This window comes from Kitasatospora fiedleri (assembly GCF_948472415.1).
In the GTDB taxonomy this organism is placed as follows: domain Bacteria; phylum Actinomycetota; class Actinomycetes; order Streptomycetales; family Streptomycetaceae; genus Kitasatospora; species Kitasatospora fiedleri.
In genome coordinates this window covers 1,633,936-1,658,448 of sequence record NZ_OX419519.1, presented here as the reverse complement: position 1 = coordinate 1,658,448, position 24,513 = coordinate 1,633,936, and the positions used below count along the sequence as shown (strand labels likewise).

At 71.5% G+C, this 24,513-nt stretch carries 14 protein-coding genes, 3 rRNA genes and 3 pseudogenes; 12 read left to right on the top strand and 8 right to left on the bottom strand.

What is annotated here, in order from left to right; all coding sequences use genetic code 11:
- The first annotated feature begins 402 nt into the window (after window positions 1-402).
- On the top strand, window positions 403-1,269 hold the full coding sequence (locus QMQ26_RS07960) for a helix-turn-helix domain-containing protein (RefSeq protein WP_111557066.1): 867 nt from the start codon (window positions 403-405) through the stop codon (window positions 1,267-1,269).
- Window positions 1,270-1,671: 402 nt separating this feature from the next.
- Here the strand turns inward: QMQ26_RS07960 and QMQ26_RS07955 are convergent, their stop codons facing one another.
- Window positions 1,672-3,225 carry an MFS transporter gene (locus tag QMQ26_RS07955; RefSeq protein ID WP_282205215.1) on the bottom strand — a complete coding sequence of 518 codons (1,554 nt, stop codon included), beginning with the start codon at window positions 3,223-3,225 and terminating at the stop codon, window positions 1,672-1,674.
- An 88-nt stretch (window positions 3,226-3,313) separates the two neighbouring features.
- On the opposite strand from QMQ26_RS07955, the gene QMQ26_RS07950 reads away from it, so the two are divergent.
- A complete protein-coding gene (locus QMQ26_RS07950; protein ID WP_100835480.1) occupies window positions 3,314-3,733 on the top strand; it encodes a MarR family winged helix-turn-helix transcriptional regulator in 420 nt (139 codons plus the stop codon).
- Between the two features lie 105 nt (window positions 3,734-3,838).
- Here the strand turns inward: QMQ26_RS07950 and QMQ26_RS07945 are convergent, their stop codons facing one another.
- The 3 genes from QMQ26_RS07945 to QMQ26_RS07940 form a co-directional block, all read right to left on the bottom strand.
- The gene (locus tag QMQ26_RS07945) at window positions 3,839-4,528 is read right to left on the bottom strand and encodes a M56 family metallopeptidase (protein ID WP_282205214.1); all 690 of its coding nucleotides are present in this window, start codon (window positions 4,526-4,528) and stop codon (window positions 3,839-3,841) included.
- Between the two features lie 535 nt (window positions 4,529-5,063).
- Entirely contained in the window at window positions 5,064-5,195 is a 132-nt protein-coding gene (locus tag QMQ26_RS37395; RefSeq protein WP_318552216.1) for a hypothetical protein, read from the bottom strand.
- Complete coding sequence (locus tag QMQ26_RS07940) at window positions 5,189-5,653, bottom strand: DUF5134 domain-containing protein (RefSeq protein ID WP_318552215.1); 465 nt, start codon at window positions 5,651-5,653, stop codon at window positions 5,189-5,191. The genes QMQ26_RS37395 and QMQ26_RS07940 overlap by 7 nt, the downstream gene beginning before the upstream one ends.
- Window positions 5,654-6,070: 417 nt before the next feature.
- Between QMQ26_RS07940 and QMQ26_RS07935 the strand changes: the two are divergent.
- The 7 genes and pseudogenes from QMQ26_RS07935 to QMQ26_RS07905 all read left to right on the top strand — a co-directional run bounded on the left by QMQ26_RS07935 (window position 6,071) and on the right by QMQ26_RS07905 (window position 15,611).
- A pseudogene (locus QMQ26_RS07935) lies at window positions 6,071-7,470 on the top strand (DUF6421 family protein).
- The gene (locus tag QMQ26_RS07930) at window positions 7,467-8,216 is read left to right on the top strand and encodes an SDR family NAD(P)-dependent oxidoreductase (protein WP_100835477.1); all 750 of its coding nucleotides are present in this window, start codon (window positions 7,467-7,469) and stop codon (window positions 8,214-8,216) included. The pseudogene QMQ26_RS07935 and the gene QMQ26_RS07930 overlap by 4 nt, the downstream one beginning before the upstream one ends.
- Window positions 8,213-9,307 (top strand): threonine aldolase family protein, encoded by a 1,095-nt coding sequence (locus tag QMQ26_RS07925; RefSeq protein ID WP_282206464.1) that lies wholly within the window; start codon window positions 8,213-8,215, stop codon window positions 9,305-9,307. The genes QMQ26_RS07930 and QMQ26_RS07925 overlap by 4 nt, the downstream gene beginning before the upstream one ends.
- A gap of 607 nt (window positions 9,308-9,914) precedes the next feature.
- Window positions 9,915-11,431 (top strand): 16S ribosomal RNA (locus QMQ26_RS07920).
- A 281-nt stretch (window positions 11,432-11,712) separates the two neighbouring features.
- A 23S ribosomal RNA gene (locus tag QMQ26_RS07915) occupies window positions 11,713-14,821 on the top strand.
- 81 nt (window positions 14,822-14,902) lie between these two features.
- Window positions 14,903-15,019: ribosomal RNA gene (gene rrf, locus QMQ26_RS07910) — 5S ribosomal RNA — on the top strand.
- The 16S, 23S and 5S rRNA genes sit together here, the layout of an rRNA operon.
- A gap of 199 nt (window positions 15,020-15,218) precedes the next feature.
- Complete coding sequence (locus tag QMQ26_RS07905; RefSeq protein WP_282205213.1) at window positions 15,219-15,611, top strand: VOC family protein; 393 nt, start codon at window positions 15,219-15,221, stop codon at window positions 15,609-15,611.
- A 62-nt stretch (window positions 15,612-15,673) separates the two neighbouring features.
- Here the strand turns inward: QMQ26_RS07905 and QMQ26_RS07900 are convergent, their stop codons facing one another.
- Both QMQ26_RS07900 and QMQ26_RS07895 read right to left on the bottom strand, forming a co-directional pair.
- Window positions 15,674-16,036, bottom strand: coding sequence for an SCO4402 family protein (locus QMQ26_RS07900; protein WP_282205212.1), 363 nt, complete (start codon window positions 16,034-16,036; stop codon window positions 15,674-15,676).
- 30 nt (window positions 16,037-16,066) lie between these two features.
- Entirely contained in the window at window positions 16,067-16,645 is a 579-nt protein-coding gene (locus QMQ26_RS07895) for a carboxymuconolactone decarboxylase family protein (protein ID WP_282205211.1), read from the bottom strand.
- Window positions 16,646-16,721: 76 nt separating this feature from the next.
- On the opposite strand from QMQ26_RS07895, the gene QMQ26_RS07890 reads away from it, so the two are divergent.
- Entirely contained in the window at window positions 16,722-17,249 is a 528-nt protein-coding gene (locus QMQ26_RS07890) for a MarR family winged helix-turn-helix transcriptional regulator (RefSeq protein WP_100835473.1), read from the top strand.
- A gap of 667 nt (window positions 17,250-17,916) precedes the next feature.
- The gene (locus QMQ26_RS07885) at window positions 17,917-22,296 is read left to right on the top strand and encodes a hypothetical protein (RefSeq protein ID WP_282205210.1); all 4,380 of its coding nucleotides are present in this window, start codon (window positions 17,917-17,919) and stop codon (window positions 22,294-22,296) included.
- A 64-nt stretch (window positions 22,297-22,360) separates the two neighbouring features.
- On the opposite strand, the pseudogene QMQ26_RS07880 reads toward QMQ26_RS07885, so the two are convergent.
- Both QMQ26_RS07880 and QMQ26_RS07875 read right to left on the bottom strand, forming a co-directional pair.
- A pseudogene (locus QMQ26_RS07880) lies at window positions 22,361-23,112 on the bottom strand (lysophospholipid acyltransferase family protein).
- A 230-nt stretch (window positions 23,113-23,342) separates the two neighbouring features.
- Window positions 23,343-23,648, bottom strand: a complete 306-nt coding sequence (locus tag QMQ26_RS07875; RefSeq protein ID WP_282206463.1) for a DUF4395 domain-containing protein — start codon at window positions 23,646-23,648, stop codon at window positions 23,343-23,345.
- Between the two features lie 360 nt (window positions 23,649-24,008).
- Here QMQ26_RS07875 and QMQ26_RS07870 point away from each other — a divergent pair.
- Window positions 24,009-24,420 (top strand): annotated as a pseudogene (locus QMQ26_RS07870) (TlpA family protein disulfide reductase).
- The last annotated feature ends 93 nt before the right edge of the window (window positions 24,421-24,513 follow it).

The window sequence follows — 24,513 nt, the reverse complement described above, 5'->3', positions numbered from 1 at the left end:
CCCATAAGGGGGCGGACACGGCGGGACCCACCGGGGTCATGCCGGTCACCTCCGACTCGCTCGGCCGCCGGACCGTCGGCCGACCGGTCCGCACACGCAAGTACCCAGCGACGCACGGGCGTTGCCGGGAAGGTGTGCGGATTCGCGCATGGGGTCGACGCGGTGCCCGCGGGATTGCCAGGGCGTGCAAGTGCACGTGCACCATGGTCCTCTGCGCTCACGGCAGATGCAAGAGTCGATTCACGTGCAGTCGTGCGATTGGCATATGCATGGCCCGGATGCACGTGCAAGATGGACCCCGGAGTGGCCGAAGCGGCAACCTGCTGTGCCACTACCGGCACTCAGTGCGCCCGACTGATGGCAGACTGTGCAACTGGTCCGTCCACGTGGAGGTTTGGTCAGATGACCACAGTTCAGCCCGGCGGGGGCTCGATGGTGCGCCGCATCCTCCTCGGCTCGCAGCTCCGTCGGCTCCGCGAGGGGTGCGCCATCACCCGGGAGGACGCCGGCTACGCGATCCGCGCCTCGGAGTCCAAGATCAGCCGGATGGAACTCGGCCGGGTCTCCTTCAAGGAGCGCGACGTCGCCGACCTGCTCAGCCTCTACGGGCTCGCCGCCGGCCCCGACCGGGAAGCCCTGCTGGCGCTGGTCCGCGAGGCCAACAAGTCCGGCTGGTGGCACAGCTACAACGACGTGCTGCCCAACTGGTTCCAGACCTACATCGGCCTGGAGGAGGCCGCCGCCCTCATCCGCACCTACGAGGTGCAGTTCGTCCCCGGCCTGCTCCAGTGCGAGGAGTACGCCCGGGCGATCTTCGCCCAGAACCGGCCCACCCTGGACGAGGCCGAGATCGGCCGCCGGGTCACCCTGCGCGCCCGCCGCCAGAAGCTGATCACCGACGGGCGCGGCCCCACGTTCTGGGCCGTCATCGACGAGGCGGCGCTGCGCCGCCCGGTCGGCGGCCCCGAGGTGATGCGGGCCCAGCTGGAGCACCTGGTGGAACTGGCCCAACTCCCCAGCGTGGTGGTCCAGGTGATGCCGTTCCGGTTCGGCGCGCACGCCGGTGAGAGCGGCGCCTTCTCGGTGCTGCGCTTCCCCGAGCAGGACCTGCCCGACGTGGTCTACCTGGAGCAGCTCACCAGCGCCCTCTACCTGGACAAGCGCGACGACGTCGACGAGTACCTCCAGGTGATGGAGCGGCTGTGCGTGGACAGCCTCACCCCGCAGCAGACCCTCGACCTGCTGCAGTCCATCCTCAAGAACCAGTAGGGGCGGCCGGTCTGCCCGCCGGTCCGGCTGCCGTTCCGCCCATAGGCCCGCCTGCTCGTCCGGCCTGCCCGCCCCGCCTGCCGGGGGCCCGGGTGGTGCGCGGGTGGTGCCGACGGCGCGCGGATGGCGCGGGGTGCGGCCCAACCTCCTTGAGCAGTGCGTCGGTTGGGTCTCGGAGCGGCTGGGTGCATTGACCGTGGCCCGGCCAACTGCCATGGTGTCTGCTCCGAAGCCCGCACCGCGCCGTCCGCCCGAACCGTTCGTTCGGGCCCGGCCTGGGGCGGACCGCGCGTACCGGCTCCACCAACACGGGGGTTTGGTGGAGCCGGCTCCCCGAGGACGATCCGACGGGCGGCGGCCGGAGTGCTCGGAGCGGCGAGGGGTCGACCGCCCGGGCCCTCCTCAGCGCTCCGACAGCAGCGCCTCCGACGCGGAGGTCTCCGCCGGGCGCGCCGCCGCCGGCGTCGCCGGGTAGACGTAGTCGGGCACCGGGGCCGGACCGGCTGCCGGGCCGCGGCGACCGGCCCGGACCGCGCCCGTCAGCGCGATCAGCAGGCCGAGCGCCGTGGTGCCCGTCACCAGCAGCAGAGCGGGTCGGTAGCCGGCCAGTTGGGCGTGCGCGTCGGTGCCGCCGGCGCTGCCCGCGGTGAGCACCGCGGTGGTGACGGCCAGCACGATCGCGCCGCCGACCTGGAGCGCGGTGTTCACCAGGCCCGAGGCCAGGCCCTGCTCGTCGTCCGCCACCCCCGAGGTGGCCGCCACGTTGATCGAGGGGAAGGCCAGCGCGAAGCCCGCGCCGATCAGCAGCATGCTCGGCAGCACCAGGCCGAGGAAGCCGCTGTGCTCGTCCAGCCGGAGGAACAGCGCGTACCCGAGGGCCATCGAGGCCACGCCGACCGGCAGCACCCGGGCCGGGCCGTACCTGTCCAGCAGCCGGCCGACGGCGCCCGCCGAGAACGCCACCACCGCGCCGCCGGGCAGCAGCCCGAGCGCCGTCTCCAGCGCGGACCAGTTCAGCAGCCGCTGGAGGTACAGCGTGGCCACGAACTGGAAGCCCGCGTAACTGCCCATCAGCGTCAGCGCCGTCAGGTTCGCCCGGCGGACGCCCGCGTCGCGGAAGATGCCGAGCCGGACCAACGGGTGGGCGGTGCGCGCCTCGATGGCCAGGAAGGCCGCGGCCAGCGCCGCCACCAGCAGCAGCGACCCGATCGTGCGCACCGACAGCCAGCCCGCGCCCTGGGCCTCCGTCACCGTGAAGACCAGCAGCAGCACGGCCGCGGTGCCGGTGACCGCGCCCGCCAGGTCGTACCCGCCGGAGGCGCGGTGCCCGTCGTGCCGCCGGGGCAGCAGCTTGACGCCGGCGACCAGCGCGATCAGGGCGACCGGGACGGGCATCAGGAACGTCAGCCGCCAGCCCGCCGACGTCAGCAGGCCGCTGATCACCAGGCCGAGCGAGAAGCCGGCGGCCGAGCAGGTGGTGTAGATGGACAGCGCGCGGTTGCGGGCCGGGCCCTCCGGGAACGTGGTCGTGATGATGGACAGGCCGGCCGGGGCGGTGAACGCGGCGCTCACGCCCTTGAGGAAGCGGGCGCCGATCAGCAGCGGCCCGCTGTCCACCAGGCCGCCGAGCAGCGAGGCGGCGGCGAAGACGGCCAGGGCCACCAGGAACACCCGGCGGCGGCCGAGCAGGTCGGCCGCGCGGCCGCCGAGCAGCAGCAGCCCGCCGTAGCCGAGGACGTAGCCGCTCACCACCCATTGCAGGGCGGAGTCGGACAGGTGCAGGTCGGCGCCGATGGAGGGCAGGGCGACGCCGACCATCGAGACGTCGAGCGCGTCGAGGAACATCGCGGCGCACAGCACCACCAGGGCGCCCCAGAGGCGCGGGCTCCAGTGGGTCTGGTCGGTCGCGGGCGGATGGTCGGCCGCAGGCGTGCGGGTCACCGTCGTGTCGGTCATGGCACAGAACGGTACATGCATGTGCATGGGATGCAAGCGCATTTAATGTGGACGCAACAGATGCGCATGCATGTGCTAACCTGGCGGCGTGACCGACTTCGACCCAGACCACGATCCGTCCGCGGAGACGGCGCTCAGCGAGCAGTGGCGCGCCCTGCTGGCCCGGCACGCGGCCACCTCCTGCGCCATCGACCGCGAGCTGGGCGAGGCGTACGGGCTCGGCGTCAGCGAGTTCGAACTGCTGGAGCGGCTGCGGGAGTTCGAACGGGAGAAGCCCGGCCTCGGCGAGCGCGCGCAGACCCTGGCCGGCACCGTCCACCTCAGCCAGAGCGCGTTCTCCCGGCTGGTCGCCCGGATGGAGAAGGCCGGCCTGGTCCAGCGCACGCACTGCGTCGACGACCGGCGCGGCATCTACATCGCGCTCACCGACGAGGGCCGCGAGCGCTACCGCCGGGCCCGCCCGGTGCACCGCCGAATCCTCGCCGAGACGCTCGCCCCCGAGGACTGACGGCCCGTCGGCGGCGTCCGGCGGGCGTCGGGGCGGCGGGCGTCGGGGCGGCGCCGACGAGTCGTCAACGGCCGTGCCGCGCGAGGGCGCCGGGCCGCGGTCCGGTCAGAGCAGCGCCGACAGCCCCGGCGCCACCGCCAGGGCCGCCGCGCCCAGCGGGGCGGCCAGCGCCGCCAGCGTCCAGCCCAGCCGGGCCGGCACCGGCAGCCGGGGCTCGCCCAGCAGCAGCCGGTCCACCCGGGCGGGGGACTGCGCGAGCTGGGCCGGCGGGCAGGAGGCGAACACCTCGCTGTTCAGCTCCGCCAGCGCCAGCGCCGTGGTCACCGGCCCGTGCCGCCGGGCCGCCCGGTCGTCCGCCGCCAGCTCCACCAGCACCGCCACCTGGTCCCGGAACGCGGAGAACACCCCCACCCCCGGGAACCCCGTCGCCAGCGCCTGCGCGCACTGTCCCAGCCAGTGGTGCCGGGCCCGGACGTGCCCGCGCTCGTGGCTCAGCACCGCTGCCAGCTCCCGGTCCGACAACTGCTGCAGCGCCCCCGTCGTCACCACCAGCCGGGCCCGCGGCCCCGGCAGCGACCAGGCCTGTGGCCGGACGTTCTCCAGCACCACCAGCGGCTCCCGTCCCCGCCCCCGGCGCCGACGCGGCAGCAGCGAAATCGGCAACTCCGGCGCGCGCCGCACCAGTTGGGCGTGCCGGTGACCGCGCTCCGCCCGCGCCGACCGGACCTCCCGGGCCAGCGACACCGCCGTCCACAGCCCGCCCGCCGCCAGCACCGCCGCCGACAGCCGCCCCACCCTTCGCGGCCCGCCAGCTCGTACGCGCCCTCCACCCCGGTCGGGGCGCCGAGAACAGCACGTCCCGCCAGGCCGGCAGCGCCGCCGCGCTCGCCAGCAGCAGGCTCAGCACGCAGCACAGCAGCACCGCGACCACCAGCATCTGCCACACCAACAGGGCCAGCACCGGTTCGCGCTCCGGCCAGCGGGCCCGGGCCAGGCGGCTGGGCGCCACGGTGGCGAGCAGCAGTCCGAGCAGCAGCAGGCTCAGCAGTGCCGTCATGGCAAGGTCTCCCCGAGGGAGGGGTTCGAGGCGCGGCGGTGCGCTTCCCCCCAACCTATGCCGCCGCACGCCCGGGCGGAACGGCCGGGTCGGTCCAGTGACCAAGGCCACGCCCCCACCGCCCCGGCCCCGCCCGACGCCCCGTCAGCCCTCCCGCCGGCCGCACGCCCGTGCGGCAGTGGAACGTGCGGAGGAGGGAAGCGGAACGGGGAAGCGGAGGGGAAGCGGCGGAGGAACGCGCGCGGAGGGACCGGCCCGCCCGGGCGCCCGTGCTCACATCGACAGCAGCATCGCGAACATCCCGATCCCCATCGCCGCCCGGCAGGCCCGCGGCAGCGGCGCCGCCACCGCCACCGCCACCGCCGGACCGCCCGCCACCGCCACCGCGCCGCCCGCGGTCAGCACCCGGCTGCCCTCCCACAGCGCGTAGACCCCGAAGTACACCAGCAGCGCCCCGTGAGCAGGGGCAGACCGCCCGGCTGCCCGTGGTGCCCGGCGTGCCCGCCCGCCGACCCGCCGCCGCCCGCCATCGCCAGCGCCATGTACGCCATCGCCAGCGCCCCGATCCCGTGGTGCAGCCGGTGCACCCGCAGCCCCGCACCGCGCCCGGCCAGCGCGCCGACCAGCAGCACCGCCGCCAGCAGCGCGTACGGCCAGCCCCAGAACACCCCCGGCAGCAGCGCCATCCCGGCCATGCCCAGGCCCATCGCGGCCTCCAGCACGTCCGACTCCCGGCGGGCCAGGTGGTGCCGCCCGCCGCAGGCCGGACCGGTGCTCCAGCGGCGCACCCGCCACCCGCAGTAACCGCCGCTGCTCGCGGCCAGTGCCGCCAGCAGCCAGCTCACCAGCGCCGGACCGTGCATCGCGTCCCCCTCCGTGCCGGACCCGCCGGACGTCCCGGCGCCCTCCACTCCACCAGCGCCGGACGGTGCGCCGCTTCCTCTCCCGTGCCGGACCCGCCGGATGTCGCCGTCCCCCACGATCACCGACCCCGCCCGGGTGCAGCAGGGCGTGAACGGGGGCGCACCGAGGCGCGAGCGGGCCCGTGACCGGCGTGGGTGCCCCGGTGGCGGGCCGGTGGGGGCCGGGGCATGGTCGGGGCAGGTCGGCCGCCCCGGTCCGGCCGGCGTCGCATCTGTCCGTTTTCATCCACCGCGGCGGGAACGGCGGGCGGCGGTACTACGAACTGGAGCGTCTACCGTCAGACCGGTCTTGAGCCGGAGAACCTTTCGCATTTAACGTGGTCCTGTCGAAATAACTCCTGTCGAAGTGAGCCTGTGATGCAGAATCTTTCGTCGACGCTCGCGCTCGCGGGCGACGCCCACGCCGCGGACCCGGTCGCCCACCCGGCCTGGACCCGCCTCAAGAACGCCGTCGAGGCCCTCCGGCCGCTGCAGTCCAAGGACGGCTCGATCGACCTCTCCGCCGTGCCGCGCCCCACGGTCGACCCGCTGGTCGAGACCGTCCGCGCGGCCGTCGCCGAGCTCGCCCCGCTCTTCCCGCACGACGCCGCCTACCTGGACGCCGTCCGGACCGACCTCGCCAAGTGGGCCGACACCGGCTACCGCGAGCCCGACTTCCTCGACTCGCTGCTGGCCTTCCGCCCGAACGAGCACCGCGTCGACGGCACCGGCCACCTGGTCGTCTTCCCGATGTACACCCAGAACGGCAACCCGGACCGCAACCTGGAAGCCGTCCTGCTCAAGGTCGTCTGGCCCGACTGGATCGCCGAACTGGAGCGCACCCGCTTCGACAACCCCGGCTACCTCGGCATCGCCTTCGAGGACTTCACCGCCGGCTACGACACCAACTCCGCCGTGCTCTTCCCGAGACCGTGGCCGTCCGCGAAGCGCCGGAACGTTTCACCTGGGGCGGCATCTTCTGTGACCGCGAAGCCGCCCGCTTCCGCGCCGTCACCACCAGCGCCGTCCGCCAGCTCGACCTCGACATCCCCGCCGACGCCGCCGAGCTGCTCCGGGACCAGGACCGCACCCAGCAGACCTTCGTCCTGTGGGACCTGGTCCACGACCGCACCCACAGCCACGGCGACCTGCCGTTCGACCCCTTCATGATCAAGCAGCGCAGCCCGTTCTGGATGTACGGCCTCGAAGAGCTCCGCTGCGACCTCAACACCTTCAAGGAGTCGGTCGAACTGGAGGCCGAGGGCCACCCCCAGGGCCGCGACGTCCAGTACGCGATCCTCTTCGACCGCCTGTTCCGCTTCCCGGTCACCGGCGACCGGGTCCGCAACTACGACGGCATGGGCGGCCAGCTGCTCTTCGCCTACCTGCACAAGCACGACGCCCTGCGCTGGCGCGACAACCGCCTCACCATCGACTGGGACCGGGTCGCCGCCACCACCAACGCGCTCTGCGCCGAGATCGAGACGCTCTACCGGGACGGCATCGACCGCCCCAAGACCGCGCACTGGATCGCCGCCTACCAGCTGGTCTCCCGCTACCTCACCCCGCACCCCGCCTCCACCTGGGCCAAGGGCCCCGAGGCGCTCCCGCTCGACCTCGCCGACGACAAAGCCCTGCGCAAGGCGCTGTGCGACGCCGTCCACCCCGACGAGTTCCCGCTCAGCATGTTCTACGAGGCCCTGTCCAAGAAACTCCGCCGCGTGATCGCCGACACCAAGGGCATCACCGGCACCAGCACCCAGGAGGTCGCCGCATGAGCACCCGCCCCCTCGACGGCAAGGTGATCGCCGTCGCCGGAGCCAGCGGCCCGGCCGGCCAGGCCGCCCTGCGCCGCCTCGCCGCCGACGGCGCCACCGTCATCGGCGCCGACATCGACCAGCACCGCCTGGACGCCGCCCTCGCCGCCGTCCGCACCGCCGTCCCCGACGCCAAGGCGCACAGCCAGGTCATCGACCTCCTCGACCCGCAGGAGGTCCACGACTGGGCCGACCACCTGGAGGCCGAGCACGGCCACGTCGACGGCCTGCTCCACCTGGTCGGCGGCTGGCGCGGCAGCAAGACCTTCTTCGAGTCCCGGATCGACGACTGGGACTTCCTGCACGACACCGTCGTCCGCACCCTCCAGCACACCTCGCTGGCCTTCCAGCCCGCCCTGCTCCGCAGCCCCGCCGGCCGCTACGCCATGGTCTCCGCCGCCGCCGCGCACAAGCCCACCGCGGGCGGCGCCGCGTACGCCGCCGCCAAGGCCGCCACCGAGGCGTGGACCCTGGCGATGGCCGACTCCTTCCGCAAGGAGACCACCGCCCCCGACGGCGACCCCACCGCGGCGGCCGTCATCCTGGTCATCAAGGCCCTGGTCAGCCCCGAGATGCGGGCCGAGAAGCCGGACGCCAAGTTCGCCGGCTTCACCGACACCGCCGACCTGGCCACCACCCTGGCGTCCCTCTGGGACCGCCCCGCAGCAGAACTGAACGGACAGCACCTGTGGCTGACAGCCCGATGACCACCTCCACCCCCGGCACCCCCGGCACCACCGACGCGGTACGGCACCACGACCCCGCCGTCCGCGGCTTCGCCAGCGACAACTACGCCGGCGTCCACCCCGAGGTGCTCGCCGCGATCGCCCTCGCCAACGACGGCCACCAGGTCGCCTACGGCGAGGACGCCTACACCGAGCACCTCCAGACCGTCTTCCGCCGCCACTTCGGCGACCGCGCCGAGGCGTACCCCGTCTTCAACGGCACCGGCGCCAACGTCGTCGCCCTCCAGGCGCTGCTCCCGCGCTGGGGCGCGGTGATCGCCGCCGAGAGCGCGCACATCAACGTCGACGAGGGCGGCGCCCCCGAGAAGCTCGCCGGCATCAAGATCCACACCGTCCCCACCCCCGACGGCAAGCTCACCCCCGCCCTGATCGACCAGCAGGCCTGGGGCTGGGGCGACGAGCACCGCGCCCAGCCGCTCGCCGTCTCGATCACCCAGTCCACCGAACTCGGCACCCTCTACACGGTCGACGAGATCCGGGCGATCTGCGAGCACGCCCACGAACGCGGCATGCTCGTCCACCTCGACGGCTCCCGGCTCGCCAACGCCGCCGCCTCGCTCGGCGTCCCGTTCCGCGAGTTCACCACCGACGCCGGGGTCGACGTCCTCTCCTTCGGCGGCACCAAGAACGGCCTGCTGCTCGGCGAGGTCGTGGTCGTCCTCGACCCCGAGAAGGTCCGCAACCTCAAGTACCTGCGCAAGACCTCGATGCAGCTCGCCTCGAAGATGCGCTTCGTCTCCGTCCAGTTCGAGGCACTCCTCACCGGCGACCTCTGGCTCCGCAACGCCGGCCACGCCAACGCGATGGCCCGCCGCCTCGAAGCCGCCGTCCGCGAGATCCCCGGCGTCACCGTGGTCCGCCCCGTCCAGGCCAACGCCGTCTTCGCGCTCCTCCCGCGCGAGGTCAGCGAGCGCCTCCAGAAGCGCTACCGCTTCTACTTCTGGGACGAGCACACCGGCGAAGTCCGCTGGATGGCCGCCTTCGACACCACCGAACAGGACATCGACTCCTTCGCCGCCGCGATCGCCGAGGAGATGGCCCGCCAGGTCTGACCCCCTGGAACCCCACCCCAACCCCACCTGCGGCCGGTCCGGGAGACACCTCCCGGGCCGGCCGCGGGCGGTTGTTTGCACCGGGCCCGGATTCGGCGTAGTGTTCACTGGTCGCTCGGCAGGGAGCACCGGACACGTGTCTGCGTGGACGGTCCCGGGGTGGCCAATCCCTTGAGAAACCGGTTCGGCTGATCCGTGACGGGTCGCGTGTCTTTCGCGTCCCCGTTCGTATTTGTCGTACGCTTTTTCGGAGATTGCGGTCGATTCGCTTTTCGGAGTGGGGATCGGCTAGAGTTTGAAACGTCGGAAGGGCCGTCAGGTCGCGGAAGACGAAAGCGAGTCGGGAAAGAGCACGAGCTCGGATCTGATAAGCTGGGAACACGAAAGAACGAAGCGCCCGGAGATACGGTCGGAAGGCTGGTCGAAGGAAGCGTCCGTTCCTTGAGAACTCAACAGCGTGCCAAAAGTCAACGCCAGATATGTTGACATCCCCGGCCTCGACTCTGTTCGGGGTTGGAGATTCCTTTTGAAGTAGAACACTAGCGAGGACGCAGTGCGCGGGGCCGCCCTATTCCGGTGGTTGCCGTGCCGCTCTTTCGTGGAAGCATTCACGGAGAGTTTGATCCTGGCTCAGGACGAACGCTGGCGGCGTGCTTAACACATGCAAGTCGAACGGTGAAGCCCTTCGGGGTGGATCAGTGGCGAACGGGTGAGTAACACGTGGGGAATCTGCCCTGAACTCTGGGACAAGCCTTGGAAACGAGGTCTAATACCGGATACGACCTTCTCCTGCATGGGGGTTGGTGGAAAGCTCCGGCGGTTCAGGATGATCCCGCGGCCTATCAGCTTGTTGGTGGGGTAATGGCCTACCAAGGCGACGACGGGTAGCCGGCCTGAGAGGGCGACCGGCCACACTGGGACTGAGACACGGCCCAGACTCCTACGGGAGGCAGCAGTGGGGAATATTGCACAATGGGCGGAAGCCTGATGCAGCGACGCCGCGTGAGGGATGACGGCCTTCGGGTTGTAAACCTCTTTCAGCAGGGAAGAAGCGCAAGTGACGGTACCTGCAGAAGAAGCACCGGCTAACTACGTGCCAGCAGCCGCGGTAATACGTAGGGTGCGAGCGTTGTCCGGAATTATTGGGCGTAAAGAGCTCGTAGGCGGCCTGTCGCGTCGGATGTGAAAGCCCGGGGCTTAACCCCGGGTCTGCATTCGATACGGGCAGGCTGGAGTGTGGTAGGGGAGATCGGAATTCCTGGTGTAGCGGTGAAATGCGCAGATATCAGGAGGAACACCGGTGGCGAAGGCGGATCTCTGGGCCATTACTGACGCTGAGGAGCGAAAGCGTGGGGAGCGAACAGGATTAGATACCCTGGTAGTCCACGCCGTAAACGTTGGGAACTAGGTGTTGGCGACATTCCACGTCGTCGGTGCCGCAGCTAACGCATTAAGTTCCCCGCCTGGGGAGTACGGCCGCAAGGCTAAAACTCAAAGGAATTGACGGGGGCCCGCACAAGCAGCGGAGCATGTGGCTTAATTCGACGCAACGCGAAGAACCTTACCAAGGCTTGACATACACCGGAAACTGGTAGAGATATCAGCCCCCTTGTGGTCGGTGTACAGGTGGTGCATGGTTGTCGTCAGCTCGTGTCGTGAGATGTTGGGTTAAGTCCCGCAACGAGCGCAACCCTTGTTCTGTGTTGCCAGCGAGTAATGTCGGGGACTCACAGGAGACTGCCGGGGTCAACTCGGAGGAAGGTGGGGACGACGTCAAATCATCATGCCCCTTATGTCTTGGGCTGCACACGTGCTACAATGGCCGGTACAAAGGGCTGCGATGCCGCGAGGCGGAGCGAATCCCAAAAAGCCGGTCTCAGTTCGGATTGGGGTCTGCAACTCGACCCCATGAAGTTGGAGTTGCTAGTAATCGCAGATCAGCATGCTGCGGTGAATACGTTCCCGGGCCTTGTACACACCGCCCGTCACGTCACGAAAGTCGGTAACACCCGAAGCCGGTGGCCTAACCCGTAAGGGGAGGAGCCGTCGAAGGTGGGACCAGCGATTGGGACGAAGTCGTAACAAGGTAGCCGTACCGGAAGGTGCGGCTGGATCACCTCCTTTCTAAGGAGCACATGGCCGCTTGCGAGCGCATGTCTCGCACGGTTGCTCATGGGTGGAACGTTGACTATTCGGCACACGCGGTGATGGACCGCCAGTACTGCCCTCTCGGGGTGTGGAACGCGGCTCCTGGAGCGGGTGTGTCGGGCACGTTGTTGGGTCCTGAGGGAACGGCTTGCCGTTGTCTCATGGATGCCGGCCTCAGGCGGGGCCACCTGTGAGGGTGGTTGCGTGTGGGTGTCTGGTCGTTGTTTGAGAACTGCACAGTGGACGCGAGCATCTGTGGCCAAGTTTTTAAGGGCGCACGGTGGATGCCTTGGCACCAGGAACCGATGAAGGACGTGGGAGGCCGCGATAGGCCCCGGGGAGCTGTCAACCGAGCTTTGATCCGGGGGTGTCCGAATGGGGAAACCCGGCAGTCGTCATGGGCTGTCACCCATACCTGAACACATAGGGTATGTGGAGGGAACGCGGGGAAGTGAAACATCTCAGTACCCGCAGGAAGAGAAAACAACCGTGATTCCGGGAGTAGTGGCGAGCGAAACCGGATGAGGCTAAACCGTTGTGGTGTGAGACCCGGCAGGGGTTGCCAGAGCGGGGTTGTGGGAAAGTTCTTCAGTCGTCTGCCGGCGGCTGGGCGAGTCAGAAACCGTATGGGTAGTCGAAGGACATGCGAAAGGTCCGGCGTAGAGGGTAAGACCCCCGTAGACGAAATCTGTACGGCTCGCTTGAGCTTCTCCCAAGTAGCACGGGGCCCGAGAAATCCCGTGTGAATCTGGCGGGACCACCCGCTAAGCCTAAATATTCCCTGGTGACCGATAGCGGATAGTACCGTGAGGGAATGGTGAAAAGTACCGCGGGAGCGGAGTGAAATAGTACCTGAAACCGTGTGCCTACAAGCCGTGGGGGCAGTCCTTCGGGGCTGTGACTGCGTGCCTTTTGAAGAATGAGCCTGCGAGTTTGCGGTGTGTAGCGAGGTTAACCCGTGTGGGGTAGCCGTAGCGAAAGCGAGTCCGAATAGGGCGCCCAGAGTTGCATGCCCAAGACCCGAAGCGGAGTGATCTAGCCATGGGCAGGTTGAAGCGCGGGTAAGACCGTGTGGAGGACCGAACCCACCAGGGTTGAAAACCTGGGGGATGACCTGTGGTTAGGGGTGAAAGGCCAATCAAACTCCGTGATAGCTGGTTCTCCCCGAAATGCATTTAGGTGCAGCGTCGCGTGTTTCTTGCCGGAGGTAGAGCACTGGATAGGCGATGGGCCTTACCGGGTTACTGACCTTAGCCAAACTCCGAATGCCGGTAAGTGAGAGCGCGGCAGTGAGACTGTGGGGGATAAGCTCCATGGTCGAGAGGGAAACAGCCCAGAACACCGACTAAGGTCCCTAAGCGTGTGCTAAGTGGGAAAGGATGTGGAGTCGCAGAGACAACCAGGAGGTTGGCTTAGAAGCAGCCACCCTTGAAAGAGTGCGTAATAGCTCACTGGTCAAGTGATTCCGCGCCGACAATGTAGCGGGGCTCAAGCACACCACCGAAGTCGTGTCATTGCAGCAATACTCCCAACGGAGGCTGTGATGGGTAGGGGAGCGTCGTGTGCCGGGTGAAGCAGCCGAGGAATCGAGTTGTGGACGGTTCACGAGTGAGAATGCAGGCATGAGTAGCGATACAAGAGTGGGAAACTCTTGCGCCGATTGACCAAGGGTTCCTGGGTCAAGCTGATCTGCCCAGGGTAAGTCGGGACCTAAGGCGAGGCCGACAGGCGTAGTCGATGGACAACGGGTTGATATTCCCGTACCCGCTTTGAAGCGCCAACGTCGAACCAGGTAATGCTAAGGCCGTGAAGCCGGCCCGGAGTCTTCGGACAAAGGGACGTGGTGGAGCCGCCGGCCCAAGCCTGTAGTAGGTGAGCGATGGGGTGACGCAGGAAGGTAGTCCAGCCCGGGCGGTGGTTGTCCCGGGGTAAGGGTGTAGGACGTTGCGTAGGCAAATCCGCGCAACATGCGTCTGAGACCTGATGCCGAGCCGATTGTGGTGAAGTGGATGATCCTATGCTGTCGAGAAAAGCCTCTAGCGAGTTTCATGGCGGCCCGTACCCTAAACCGACTCAGGTGGTCTGGTAGAGAATACCGAGGCGTTCGGGTGAACTGTGGTTAAGGAACTCGGCAAAATGCCCCCGTAACTTCGGGAGAAGGGGGGCCATTGCTGGTGACGGGACTTCGCTCCCTGAGCTGGTGGTGGCCGCAGAGACCAGCGAGAAGCGACTGTTTACTAAAAACACAGGTCCGTGCGAAGCCGTAAGGCGATGTATACGGACTGACGCCTGCCCGGTGCTGGAACGTTAAGGGGACCGGTTAGTCTAGTTTCGACTAGGCGAAGCTGAGAACTTAAGCGCCAGTAAACGGCGGTGGTAACTATAACCATCCTAAGGTAGCGAAATTCCTTGTCGGGTAAGTTCCGACCTGCACGAATGGCGTAACGACTTCTCGACTGTCTCAACCACAGGCCCGGTGAAATTGCATTACGAGTAAAGATGCTCGTTTCGCGCAGCAGGACGGAAAGACCCCGGGACCTTTACTATAGCTTGATATTGGTGTTCGGTTCGGCTTGTGTAGGATAGGTGGGAGACTGTGAAACTCGGACGCCAGTTCGGGTGGAGTCGCCGTTGAAATACCACTCTGGTCGTGCTGGATGTCTAACCTGGGTCCGTGATCCGGATCAGGGACAGTGTCTGGTGGGTAGTTTAACTGGGGCGGTTGCCTCCTAAAGGGTAACGGAGGCGCCCAAAGGTTCCCTCAGCCTGGTTGGCAATCAGGTGTTGAGTGTAAGTGCACAAGGGAGCTTGACTGTGAGACTGACGGGTCGAGCAGGTACGAAAGTAGGGACTAGTGATCCGGCGGTGGCTTGTGGAAGCGCCGTCGCTCAACGGATAAAAGGTACCCCGGGGATAACAGGCTGATCTTCCCCAAGAGTCCATATCGACGGGATGGTTTGGCACCTCGATGTCGGCTCGTCGCATCCTGGGGCTGGAGTAGGTCCCAAGGGTTGGGCTGTTCGCCCATTAAAGCGGTACGCGAGCTGGGTTTAGAACGTCGTGAGACAGTTCGGTCCCTATCCGCTGTGCGCGTAGGAGTGTTGAGAAGGGCTGTCCCTAGTACGAGAGGACCGGGACGGACGAACCTCTGGTGTGCCAGTTGTCCTGCCAAGGGCATGGCTGGTTGGCTACGTTCGGGAGGGATAACCGCTGAAAGCATCTAAGCGGGAAGCCTGCTTCGAGATGAGCACTCCCACCTCCTTGAGAGGGTAAGGCTCCCAGTAGACGACTGGGTTGATAGGCCGGATATGGAAGCCCTGTGAGGGGTGGAGTTGACCGGTACTAATAGGCCGAGGGCTTGTCCTCAGTTGCTCGCGTCCACTGTGTTGTTCTGAAACAACGACCCCCGCCCTAGCCACGGGTGGGTGGCGACACGTTTCACCGTGTTTCGGTGGTCATAGCGTGAGGGAAACGCCCGGTTACATTCCGAACCCGGAAGCTAAGCCTCACAGCGCCGATGGTACTGCAGGGGGGACCCTGTGGGAGAGTAGGACGCCGCCGAACAATCTTTGTGGGAAAGCCCCCTGACGGGATGTCAGGGGGCTTTTTCGCGTTCCCGGGCGGAGCGGGGGCGGGACGGCGGTGTCCGGTTCGACCGGTGCGCCCGGGAGCTGTGGGCCGCCGTTCGGTGACGGTCGGTGGGTGCGGGACAATCCTCGGGCTCGGCTTCTTGCCGGCTCGGTTCCTCGGAAAGGACATTGGCGTGCTTCTCGGTCTTCGGACGGTCATTCATCCCGCGCAGGACCTCGGTGCGGCGAAGGCGTGGTGGAGTTCGGTACTGGGGGTGGAGCCCTACTTCGACGAGCCGTTCTACGTGGGGTTCAACGTCGGGGGGTACGAGTTGGGGCTCGACCCGAACGCGGACCCGGCGGTGGGGCCGGTGTCGTACTGGGGGGTGCGGGACGTCGAGGTGGCGGTGGAGCGGTTCGTGGCGGCGGGGGCGACGGTGCGGGAGCAGGTGCAGGAGGTGGGGGGCGGTATCCGGGTCGGGACGGTGGTCGAGCCGTCGGGGGCGGTGGTCGGGCTGATCGAGAACCCGCACTTCGTGTTGGCGGAGGGGGAGCCGGCGGGCGCGGGGGAGGGGCCGGGCCGCTGAGGGTGTGGGTGGGCGGGGCCTCGGCCGTGGTGGTCGGGGCCCCGCCGTGTGGTGGGTGGGGTTCAGCGGGTGGCGTGGTGGTCGTTGGCGACCAGGGTGCGGGCGAGGCGGGCGGCCGCGGTGGTGACGGCGGGCCAGGCGGGGGATTGCAGGTGGTCGGCGGGGCGCGGGTCGGGCGGGAGGGTGGCGAGGAGGGCGCGGAGGGCGGTGCCGAGGTCGGCGGTGAGGGCGGCCTCTTCGCCGGTGCGCAGGGTGTGGCCGATCCAGGGGAGCGGGTCGTCGGCGTCGCAGGTCTCGGTGAACAGGGTGGTGAGGAGCGGCGCGGGGTCGAAGACGTCGTCCTGGAGGCCGGGGGCGGCCAGGGTGAGGACCGCGGCCACCAGCTGGTGGCGCAGCGCGGGGAGGGCGGGGCCGCGGTCGGTCACCGGGGGAGCGTACCGGCCGGGGGCGGACGGTCAGGCGTAGGGGGCGAGTTGGGGGTCGACGGGGGCGTCGGTGAGGCGGTTGGCGAAGGTGGAGAGGGTGTAGGCGCCGATGCCGAGGACGATTTCGAGGGCGTTGCGCGGGGTGAAGCCCTGGGCGAGGAAGGCGGCGAGGTCGGGTTCGGGGACGGCGCCGGTGTGGTCGAGGAGGCGGTGGACGAAGAGCCGGACGGCCTCCAGCCGGGCGTCGGGCAGGGGCTGTTGGGCGCGCAGGGCGGCGATCAGTTCGGGGTCGGCGTCGAGCCGGGTGAGGACGGCGGTGTGCATGGCGACGCAGAGGTGACAGCCGTTGCGGGTGGCGATGGTGAGGACGACGGTTTCGCGGACCACTGGGTCGAGTTCGGTGGCGTCGAAGAGGGCGGTCAACTTGAGGAATCCGTCGAGGAGTTGGGGTGCGTGGGCGAGGCGGGCCGCGGCGGCGGGCAGGTAGCCGAGGTGGCGGGTGACCTGGTCGAGTCGGCTGCGGGCGGCCGGCGGGGCGGTGTCGGGGGTGAGGGTGGGGAAGTGGGCCCCGGTGGTGGGGGTGGTAGGGGTGGGAGTGGTGGTGGACATGGGTGGGCCTTTCGAGGTGCGGGCGCGGAGGCGTGCCGGGGTGGCCGGAGGGCGGGCCCCGGCTGCGCGTCCTAGAATGGACAACGTGGTTGACCAAAACGTAAACCAGGTTGTCGATTCGCGCAACGGGAATCCCCCGGACCGGGCCCGCGACGGCTTCGAGCTGCCGCTGCTGCTGTTCGCCGGATTCCGCACGATCATCGACGAGTTGCACGAACGGCTGGCCCGCGAGGGGCACCCGGACGCGCGGCCCGCGTACGGCTTCGCCATGCAGGCGATCGGGATCGACGGGGCCACCGCGAGCGAGGTCGGCCGCCGGCTGGGGGTGTCCAAGCAGGCCGCCGGGAAGACCGTCGACCGGCTGGAGGCGCTCGGGTACGCGGAGCGGGTGGACGATCCGCGGGACGCGCGGCGCAAGGTCGTCCGGCTGACGCCGTACGGGCTGGACATGCTGGCCAGGTCGGCGGCGGGGTTCGAGGAGATCCGGGGACGCTGGGCGGCCGTGCTCGGGGAGCAGCGCCTGCGCGAACTGGAGGACGGCATCGCGCGGTTGACCGGCCCGTCCGGGTTCCGGCTGGACGCGGCGGGCTGGTTCGGCGGCTGAGCGCGCCGCCGGGGTGGGCGGATTCGCGTCCCGGGGAGCGCGGGGGCGGTCGGTGCGGTGCCGTCGGTGCGGTGTCGACCGGCCGTACGTGGGAGAACGCGATCCGGTGATATCCCGGCGGCGGTGCCGGGTGGCACCATGAGACGGTCGTCGCACGGTGACGGCACGGGACAAGTGATCCAGGGGGAACGGATGCTCGCCGAATCGTTGGTCGCGCTCGCCGGTGCGGGCGGGACGGCTCTGGTGGGGGCGATGGCCACCGATGCCTGGCAGGGCGTCAGGACCGGTGCGGCCAGACTGTTCGGGCGGGGCGAGGCGGGGCGGCAGGGCGTGATCGAGGCCCGGTTGGAGCACGACGCCGAGCTGGTGGCGCGGGCCCCGGAGCCCGGGCGGGTGCGCCAGGGGCTCGCGCCGGGCTGGCAGGTCGAGCTGGAGGCGCTGCTGACCGAGCATCCCGAACTGGTGGAGGAGCTACGGGAGTTCGTGGAGCGCACGGTGGCCGCCCTGCCCCGGGCCGAGCAGCACTGGACCCTGAACGTGACCGCCCGGGACCACGGCCGGGCCTACGGGGCGCTCGGCGGGAACGTGGTGGTGCACGAGGCGGCGCGGCCCGACCCGCCCCGGGGCCTGCCCCGGATCGGCGCGGGGAGGCGGCCGAGGAACCGCGGTGAAGCCGCCGGGACCGTCCGACGACGGGAGCGGGCTGCGGGAGCGGGGCGAGCGGGGCGGCCGGGGCGAGCCCGGCGATCGGCTCGACCGGGGCGGGTGGCCGGGGCGGATGGAACAGCGGGTCGTCGCGGAGGCCGGGTTCGCCTACGGCGCGATCGGCGCGGACATCCACGTGTTCGGGGACGGCACGCCCGTCTACGTGCTGGAGAACTGGCGTCCCGGGGAGGCCGTCGAGGACGTCTGGCTGGGCGAGTTGCCGAGCCGGATGCTCAACGCCCGCTGGGAGGTGGTCGGGTTCACCGGCCGGGCGGCGGAACTGGCCGCGCTCCGTGCCTGGTGCGGGAGCGGCCCCCGGCTGGCCGTCCGCTGGCTGCACGGGCCGGGCGGGCAGGGCAAGACCCGGCTGGCCGCCCAACTGGCCCGGGAGCTGGCCGCGGAGGGGTGGAAGGTCGTCACCGCCACCGAGGGGCCCGGTTCGGTGGTCCCGCCGCCGGGCAGCCAGGACCTGCGCCCGGACGGTGCGCCGGGCCTGCTGCTGCTCGTCGACTACGCCGACCGCTGGCCGTTCTCCCACCTGACCTGGCTGCTCAGCAACGCCCTGCTGCACGACCCCGCCGTCCCGGCGCGGGTGCTGATGATCGCCCGGGACACCGGCCCCTGGCCCGCCGTCCGGGCCGTCCTGGCCGACCACCGGGCCGGCACCTCCGCACAGGAGCTGGCCGCCCTCGGCGACGGCGACGACCCGGAGGGCCACCGGGCGCGGATGTTCACCGCCGCCCGGGACGGCTTCGCCGCGCGGTACGGGGCACCGGTCCCCGGCTGGATGTCCCCGCCGCCGTGGCTGGACGGGCCGGAGTTCGGGCTGACCCTGGCCGTCCACATGGCGGCCCTGGTCTCCGTCGACGCCCACCTGGCCGGGCGGCGGACGCCGACGGACCCGGCCGGGCTGACCGTCTACCTGCTGGACCGCGAGCACCTGCACTGGGCGCGCCGGCACGGCGACGGCACCCACCGGCTCGACGGCGGCCGCACCGACCGACTCGGCGGCGGTACCCACTGGCACGGCGACGGCGACGGCGACGGCACGGACCGGCTCGACGGCGACGGCCCCCACGAACCGCCGTGGGTCACCCCGCCGGAGGTGATGCACCGGGTGGTGTTCACGGCCGCGCTCACCGGCCCGCTGGCGCCGCCGGTCGGTGCGCGGGCGCTCGGCCGGCTGGACCTCGCGCTGCCGGTGGAGCGCCTGCTGGCCGACCACGCGAGCTGCTACCCGCCCGCCGACCCGGCCCGGGCCACCGTCCTCGAACCGCTCCAACCCGACCGTCTCGCCGAGGACTTCGCCGCCCTGACCCTGCCGGGCCACCCGGCGGACTACCCGGCCCGGCCCTGGGCGCCGGGTACCTTCCGGGCGCTCACCGACGGCCGGCCGCACCCCGGCTGGCTCCGGCGCACCGTCCTGCTGCTGGCCGCCGCCGCCGACCGCTGGCCGCACGTGGCCGAGGAGCACCTCTTCCCGCTGCTGCGCGGGCGGCCCGACCTCGCCGTCGCGGCGGGCAGCCCCGCGCTGAGCGCCTTGGCCGCGCTGCCCGCCGCCCCGCTGGACCTGCTGGAGGCCGTCGAGTCCCACCTGCCCGCGCACGACCACAGCGACCTGGCGCCGGGCGCGGCCGACCTGGCCTGCGTGCTGGCCCGGCGGCGGCTGGCCCGGACCGGCGACCCCGCGCAGCGGGCGGCGATCCACGCCCGGCTCGCCAACGCCCTCGCCGCGGCCGGCCGGTACCGGGAGAACCTGGACGCCCTGGTCGAGGCGGTCGAGCTCTACCGGCCGCTGGCACGGGCCGACCCGCGGACGTTCGAGCGGCCGCTGGCCTTCGTGCTGTCCAACCTCGCCAACCGGCTGGGCCGTTACGGCGAGCGGCGGACCTCGCTGTCCTTCGCCCGGGAGGCCGTCGACATCGGGCGGCGGATCGGCCTGATGGACCCGGCCGCCACCGGGACGGGCGGCGGCGCGCTGCTGGTCAACCTGGCCAGTCGGCTGCGCCTGGCCGGGCGGACGGCGGAGGCGCTGGAGGCCGAGCACGAGGCGTTCGGGATCTTCTGGGCGATGTCCTGGATCAAGGCGTCCGAGGCGGAGGGACGGGCCCACCTGCCGGCCTGCCTGGTCAACCTCGCGATGCTGCTGCCGCCCGGCTACCTCGGCGGCCGGGCCGCGCTGGCGGCGCTCGAACAGGCGGTGGTCCTGGAGCGCGGACTCGCGGCGGACGACCCGGCCCGGCACGAGGCCGCGCTCGGCTACGCCCTCACCCTCCTGGCCGGACGGCTGGTCAGCCACTACGGGACCGCCGAGGCGATCGCCAGGGCCGCGCCCGACCGCCCCGGCCTGCACCAGCCCGTCGCCGCGGACTGGCGGCAGCGCGCGGTGGACCTCGCCCGGGAGGCGGTGGACCTCGACCGGCGCCTGGTGCCGGGCAACCCCGCCGTCATGGAGCCCCAACTGGCCGACGCGCTCAAGGTCCTGCACCTCGCCCTGGCCGCCGCCGGACGGACGGCGGAGGCCGACGCCGCCCTCGCGGAGAGCACCGAGCTGCGGGCGCGCCGCGCGGACCCCGGCCCCGGCTCCGGTTCCGGCCCCGGCTCCGGTTCCGGCCCCGGCTCCGACGACGGGCCCGACCACGAGGACCCGCCGTCGGAACCGGCCGACCACCACCGGGAGGCCGTGGCGGCCGGGCGGGCCGGGGTCACCCTCCACGCGTACCTGGTCAGCGTCGACCCGCAGGCCCACCGGCCGGGGCTGGCCGAGGCCCTGGAGCACGTCGTCGCCGTCGCGCCGTACGACCGCGCGGGCCTGCCCGACCGGGAGGCGCTCGTCCCGCTGTGGCAGGACCTGGTGGACGCCGACCCGTTGGCGTACGGGCCCGGCCTGCTGCGGGCGTTCGGCGTGATCCGCTCCCTCCAGCTCGGTGCCGGGTCGGCCGGGGAGGCCGAGCGGACCGCCGCCGAGCAGGAGCGGCTGGCGGACCGGATCGCCGCCGCCGAGCAGGAGCACCGGCGCCGCCGCCTGGCCCCGCGGATTCCCTGGGGGACGGCCGGGGAGATCGACGGCGAGGCGCGGCGGCTCACCGCGGCCGGGGACGACGCCGGGCTGTGGGCGCTCGCGCTGTCCGTCCCGGTCGCGGACGGCGTCCGGCTCGCCCGGGAGCTCGCCGGGCGGTGGCAGCCGCCGGAGGGCGCCGCGCGGGCCCTGGCCGGACGCCTCGCGGCGGCCGACCCGTCGGTGCTCGTGCGCCCGGCCCGCCGGGGCCCGGAGCCGCCGCACCGGGCGCTGCCGGTCCTCGGCGGCAACGGGGACGGCGTCGGCTTCGCCCACGGCCGGTCCGCGCTCGCGCTCAACGGCATGCAGGCGGACGGAAGTTGGGCGATCCGGGGGCTCGACCCGGGCAGCGGCCGGTCGAAGGTGCTGCACCGCGGCGACGGCCCGTACCCGTGGGAGTCGGTCGCCTGCCTCGGCCCGCGCCGGGCCGTCGCCGTGCTGGAGCTGCCGGAGCCGCCGCACCGGCGGCTCGTCCTGTTCGACGGCGGCTCCGCGCGGCAGCTCGCCGAGGGCGACGCCCTGCGCGGCGCCCGGGTGGCGGCCACCGCGGACGGCTACGTGGTGGGCCTGGCGCCGATGCGTGCCGTCCTGGTCGGGACGGGCGGCGACTTCCCGGTCCCCGTCGACCTGGGCGGCACCGGGCTGCGGCGCTGCGACCGGCTGGCTGTCGACGCGACGGGCACCCGGATCGCGCTCACCGACGGCTCCCGGACGGTGCTCGTCGGGCTGCCCGAGGGGCGGCCGATCGCCGCGGCCGAGACCGCGGGCGCGGCGGAGGCCGTCTTCCTCGGCCCGGACCTGCTGGTCACCGCCGGGGCGGGTGGTGGCCTGCGCCGGTGGGAGCGGCACGGCGGGGGCCTGCGGCCGGCGGGCGCGGTGGACACCCCGGTCCTGCACCCGCTGTTCGCCGTCCCGGCCTGGCGGGTGGTGGGCGGCTGGGCGCTCGGCCGGCCGCACTTCCACGACTCCGAGACGCTGGAGCCCGTCCCCGAGCCGCCGGCGACCGCCCCCTTCCAGGACTTCACCACGGCCTGGAGGGCGTCCGCCGACGGCAGGTACGTCGTCCACGGCGGCCGGCCCCCGGCGTCCGAGCGGAACCGGGAGGCCCGCACGCTGCTGTACGACCTGCACCACCCGCTGGCCTGGCTCGCCCGGCCCGCCGCCGCCGTCGGGCCCGAGGACCTGCCGGTGCTGGCGGCGCTCGCCGGGCGGGCCGAGCGCAGGCTCCGGCCGCTGCTCGGGCTGCTGCACGACCTGGCCGCCCACCGCCTCGCGGGGAGCTGACCCCGGGGGGCCGGGGACGGCCCGGGCGCGGCGGCGGCGGGTGCGCGGCCAGGCCGAGGGGGCGTCAGCGGGCGGCGCGGCGCTGGGCCTCCGCCTCGTCCTCGGCCTCGGCCTGCTCCAGGGTCGGCGCGGTCCCGCCCAGGTGGGCGGGCAGCCACCAGGAGTCCTCCGGCCCGGTCGGCTGCGCGGGGTAGTCGCGCTGGGCGCGGTCCAGCATCTCGGTCATCGCGGCGCGCAGGCGGCGGGTCACCATGACGGGCTTGTCGGTGGGGGCCAGGTGGATCGGCTCGCCGATCATGATGGTCACCGGGACGTGGCGCTTGGTCAGCGTCTTGGGCGGCCCTTGGTCCACAGCTGCTGGGTGCCCCACAGGATCACCGCAGCAGCGGGGTGCCGGAGTCGGCGGCCATCCGGGCCGCGCCGGTCTTGAACTTCTTCAGGGTGAACGAGCGGCTGATCGTCGCCTCCGGGAACACCCCGACCACCTCGCCCTCGCGCAGCGCCTTCACCGCGGCCTCGTAGGCGGGCTGGCCGTCGGCGCGGTCCACCGGGATGTGCTTCATGCCGCGCATCAGCGGGCCGGAGACCCTGTGCCGGAACACGTCGTCCTTGGCCATGAAGCGGGTCTTGCGGCGGCCCACCCGGTACGCGCCGAAGCCGGCGAAGATGAAGTCCAGGTAGCTGATGTGGTTGCTGACCAGGACGGCGCCGCCGGTGGCGGACGTGCTCGGCGCCGACGATGGAGATCCGCAGGTCCAGCGCCTTGAAGGCGGTCAGCGCGGCGCGGATCACCGGCGGGTACACGAACTCAGCCACGGTCAGCCCTACTTCCCACGGGCCATCTGCCCGGTCCGGTGGACCCGGGGGCGCGGTGGCCGCGCCGGGAATTCGCGGCACGCCGCGCGGCCACGGGTGTTACTCCTCCGATGATCCCCCGAACGGGCACGTCTGTCACGCCCGACCCCGGCCCGGGCCGGTCGGCGGGCCGTTCGCGGCCCGGTCGGAGGGTCGTCGGCGGGTCGGTCGGAGGTGCGTCGGCGGCCCGGTCAGTGGGCCGGGGAGCGGCGGTGCAGCAGCAGGTAGAACTCGCAGCCGAGGCAGTAGTCGAAGGCGGCGTTCAGGAAGGCGGCGGCGAGGGCCAGGGCGGTCAGGGCGAGGGCGAGCCAGTCGAGCGAGGCCACGGCGGCCAGGGTGGCGAGCAGGGTGAAGCCGAGGCCGACGGCCTGGGCGAAGCGCGGCGGGCGGGGGTCCTCCAGCTCGCGGCGGCCAGAGGCGGGGGCGCACCAGGGTGCGGTAGAGCCACCCGTAGGGGCGTAGCGGTGGCCGCCGATCGCGCCGGCGGCGAAGACCAGGGTCTGGGCGGCCAGCAGCGGGGTGCTGCCGGTGATCAGGGCGGCGGGCCAGGACGAGGCTGGTGAGGACCGCGGCGAAGCGGGGGCCGCGGGGGTCTATGAGGCCGTGGGGGTCCACGGGGGAGGACGGCACGGAGGGGCTCCGGAGGGGTTCGCTGACGGGACGTCGGACGTTGGACGTCGGTGCGGTGCGGTGCGGTGCGGTGCGGTCAGCGACAGCGGGTGGTGCCGGCCCGGCACAGGTCGATCACCCGGCGGCTGGTCAGCCGGGGAGTCGACGACGGGGTGCGGGCGGTCACGGGGGCGATGCTACCGGGGCGCGCCTTCCGGGCCCAGAGCCGGGTTTGTCACACTGGGCGGATGACCGGACTGATCGTGTGCCTGGCGGTGCTGGCGGTGGCCGGCGCGTACGGGACGGTGCGCAAGGCGTGGGACGGGAGGCTGCGGGTGCGGGGCGGGAACGGCGAGGTGCGGTTGACCGCGGCGGAGCTCGGGCGCCGCTGGGCGCGCGGGCGACGCTGGTGCAGTTCTCCACCTCGTTCTGCCAGCCGTGCCGGGCCACCCGGCGCACCCTGGCGGAGGTGGCCGGATGGTCGAGGGCGTCGCGCACGTGGAGGTGGACGCCGAGTCGCGGCTGGAACTGGTACGGCGGCTGGAGATCCTGCGCACGCCCACGGTGCTGGTGCTGGACGCGTCCGGCCGGGTGGTGCGGCGGGCCTCGGGACAGCCGCGCCGGGCGGACGTGATCGCGGCGCTGGGCGAGGCGGTCTAGAGGCGCCCGGAAGCCCGCCCGGGAGTCGGCCCGGGAGCCGGAACGGGCGCCCGGCGGGCGTCGAAAGAGGGGGCCCGGCCCGGTGGCGGGCGG

What these genes read in the sequence shown, in the direction of transcription:
- QMQ26_RS07940 (WP_318552215.1), bottom strand. Translation starts at nt 5,653, where the DNA reads ATGCACGGTCCGGCGCTGGTGAGCTGGCTGCTGGCGGCACTGGCCGCG.
- QMQ26_RS07960 (WP_111557066.1), top strand. Translation starts at nt 403, where the DNA reads ATGACCACAGTTCAGCCCGGCGGGGGCTCGATGGTGCGCCGCATCCTC.
- QMQ26_RS07895 (WP_282205211.1), bottom strand. Translation starts at nt 16,645, where the DNA reads ATGTCCACCACCACTCCCACCCCTACCACCCCCACCACCGGGGCCCAC.
- QMQ26_RS07955 (WP_282205215.1), bottom strand. Translation starts at nt 3,225, where the DNA reads ATGACCGACACGACGGTGACCCGCACGCCTGCGGCCGACCATCCGCCC.
- QMQ26_RS07930 (WP_100835477.1), top strand. Translation starts at nt 7,467, where the DNA reads ATGAGCACCCGCCCCCTCGACGGCAAGGTGATCGCCGTCGCCGGAGCC.
- QMQ26_RS07925 (WP_282206464.1), top strand. Translation starts at nt 8,213, where the DNA reads ATGACCACCTCCACCCCCGGCACCCCCGGCACCACCGACGCGGTACGG.
- QMQ26_RS07890 (WP_100835473.1), top strand. Translation starts at nt 16,722, where the DNA reads ATGGACAACGTGGTTGACCAAAACGTAAACCAGGTTGTCGATTCGCGC.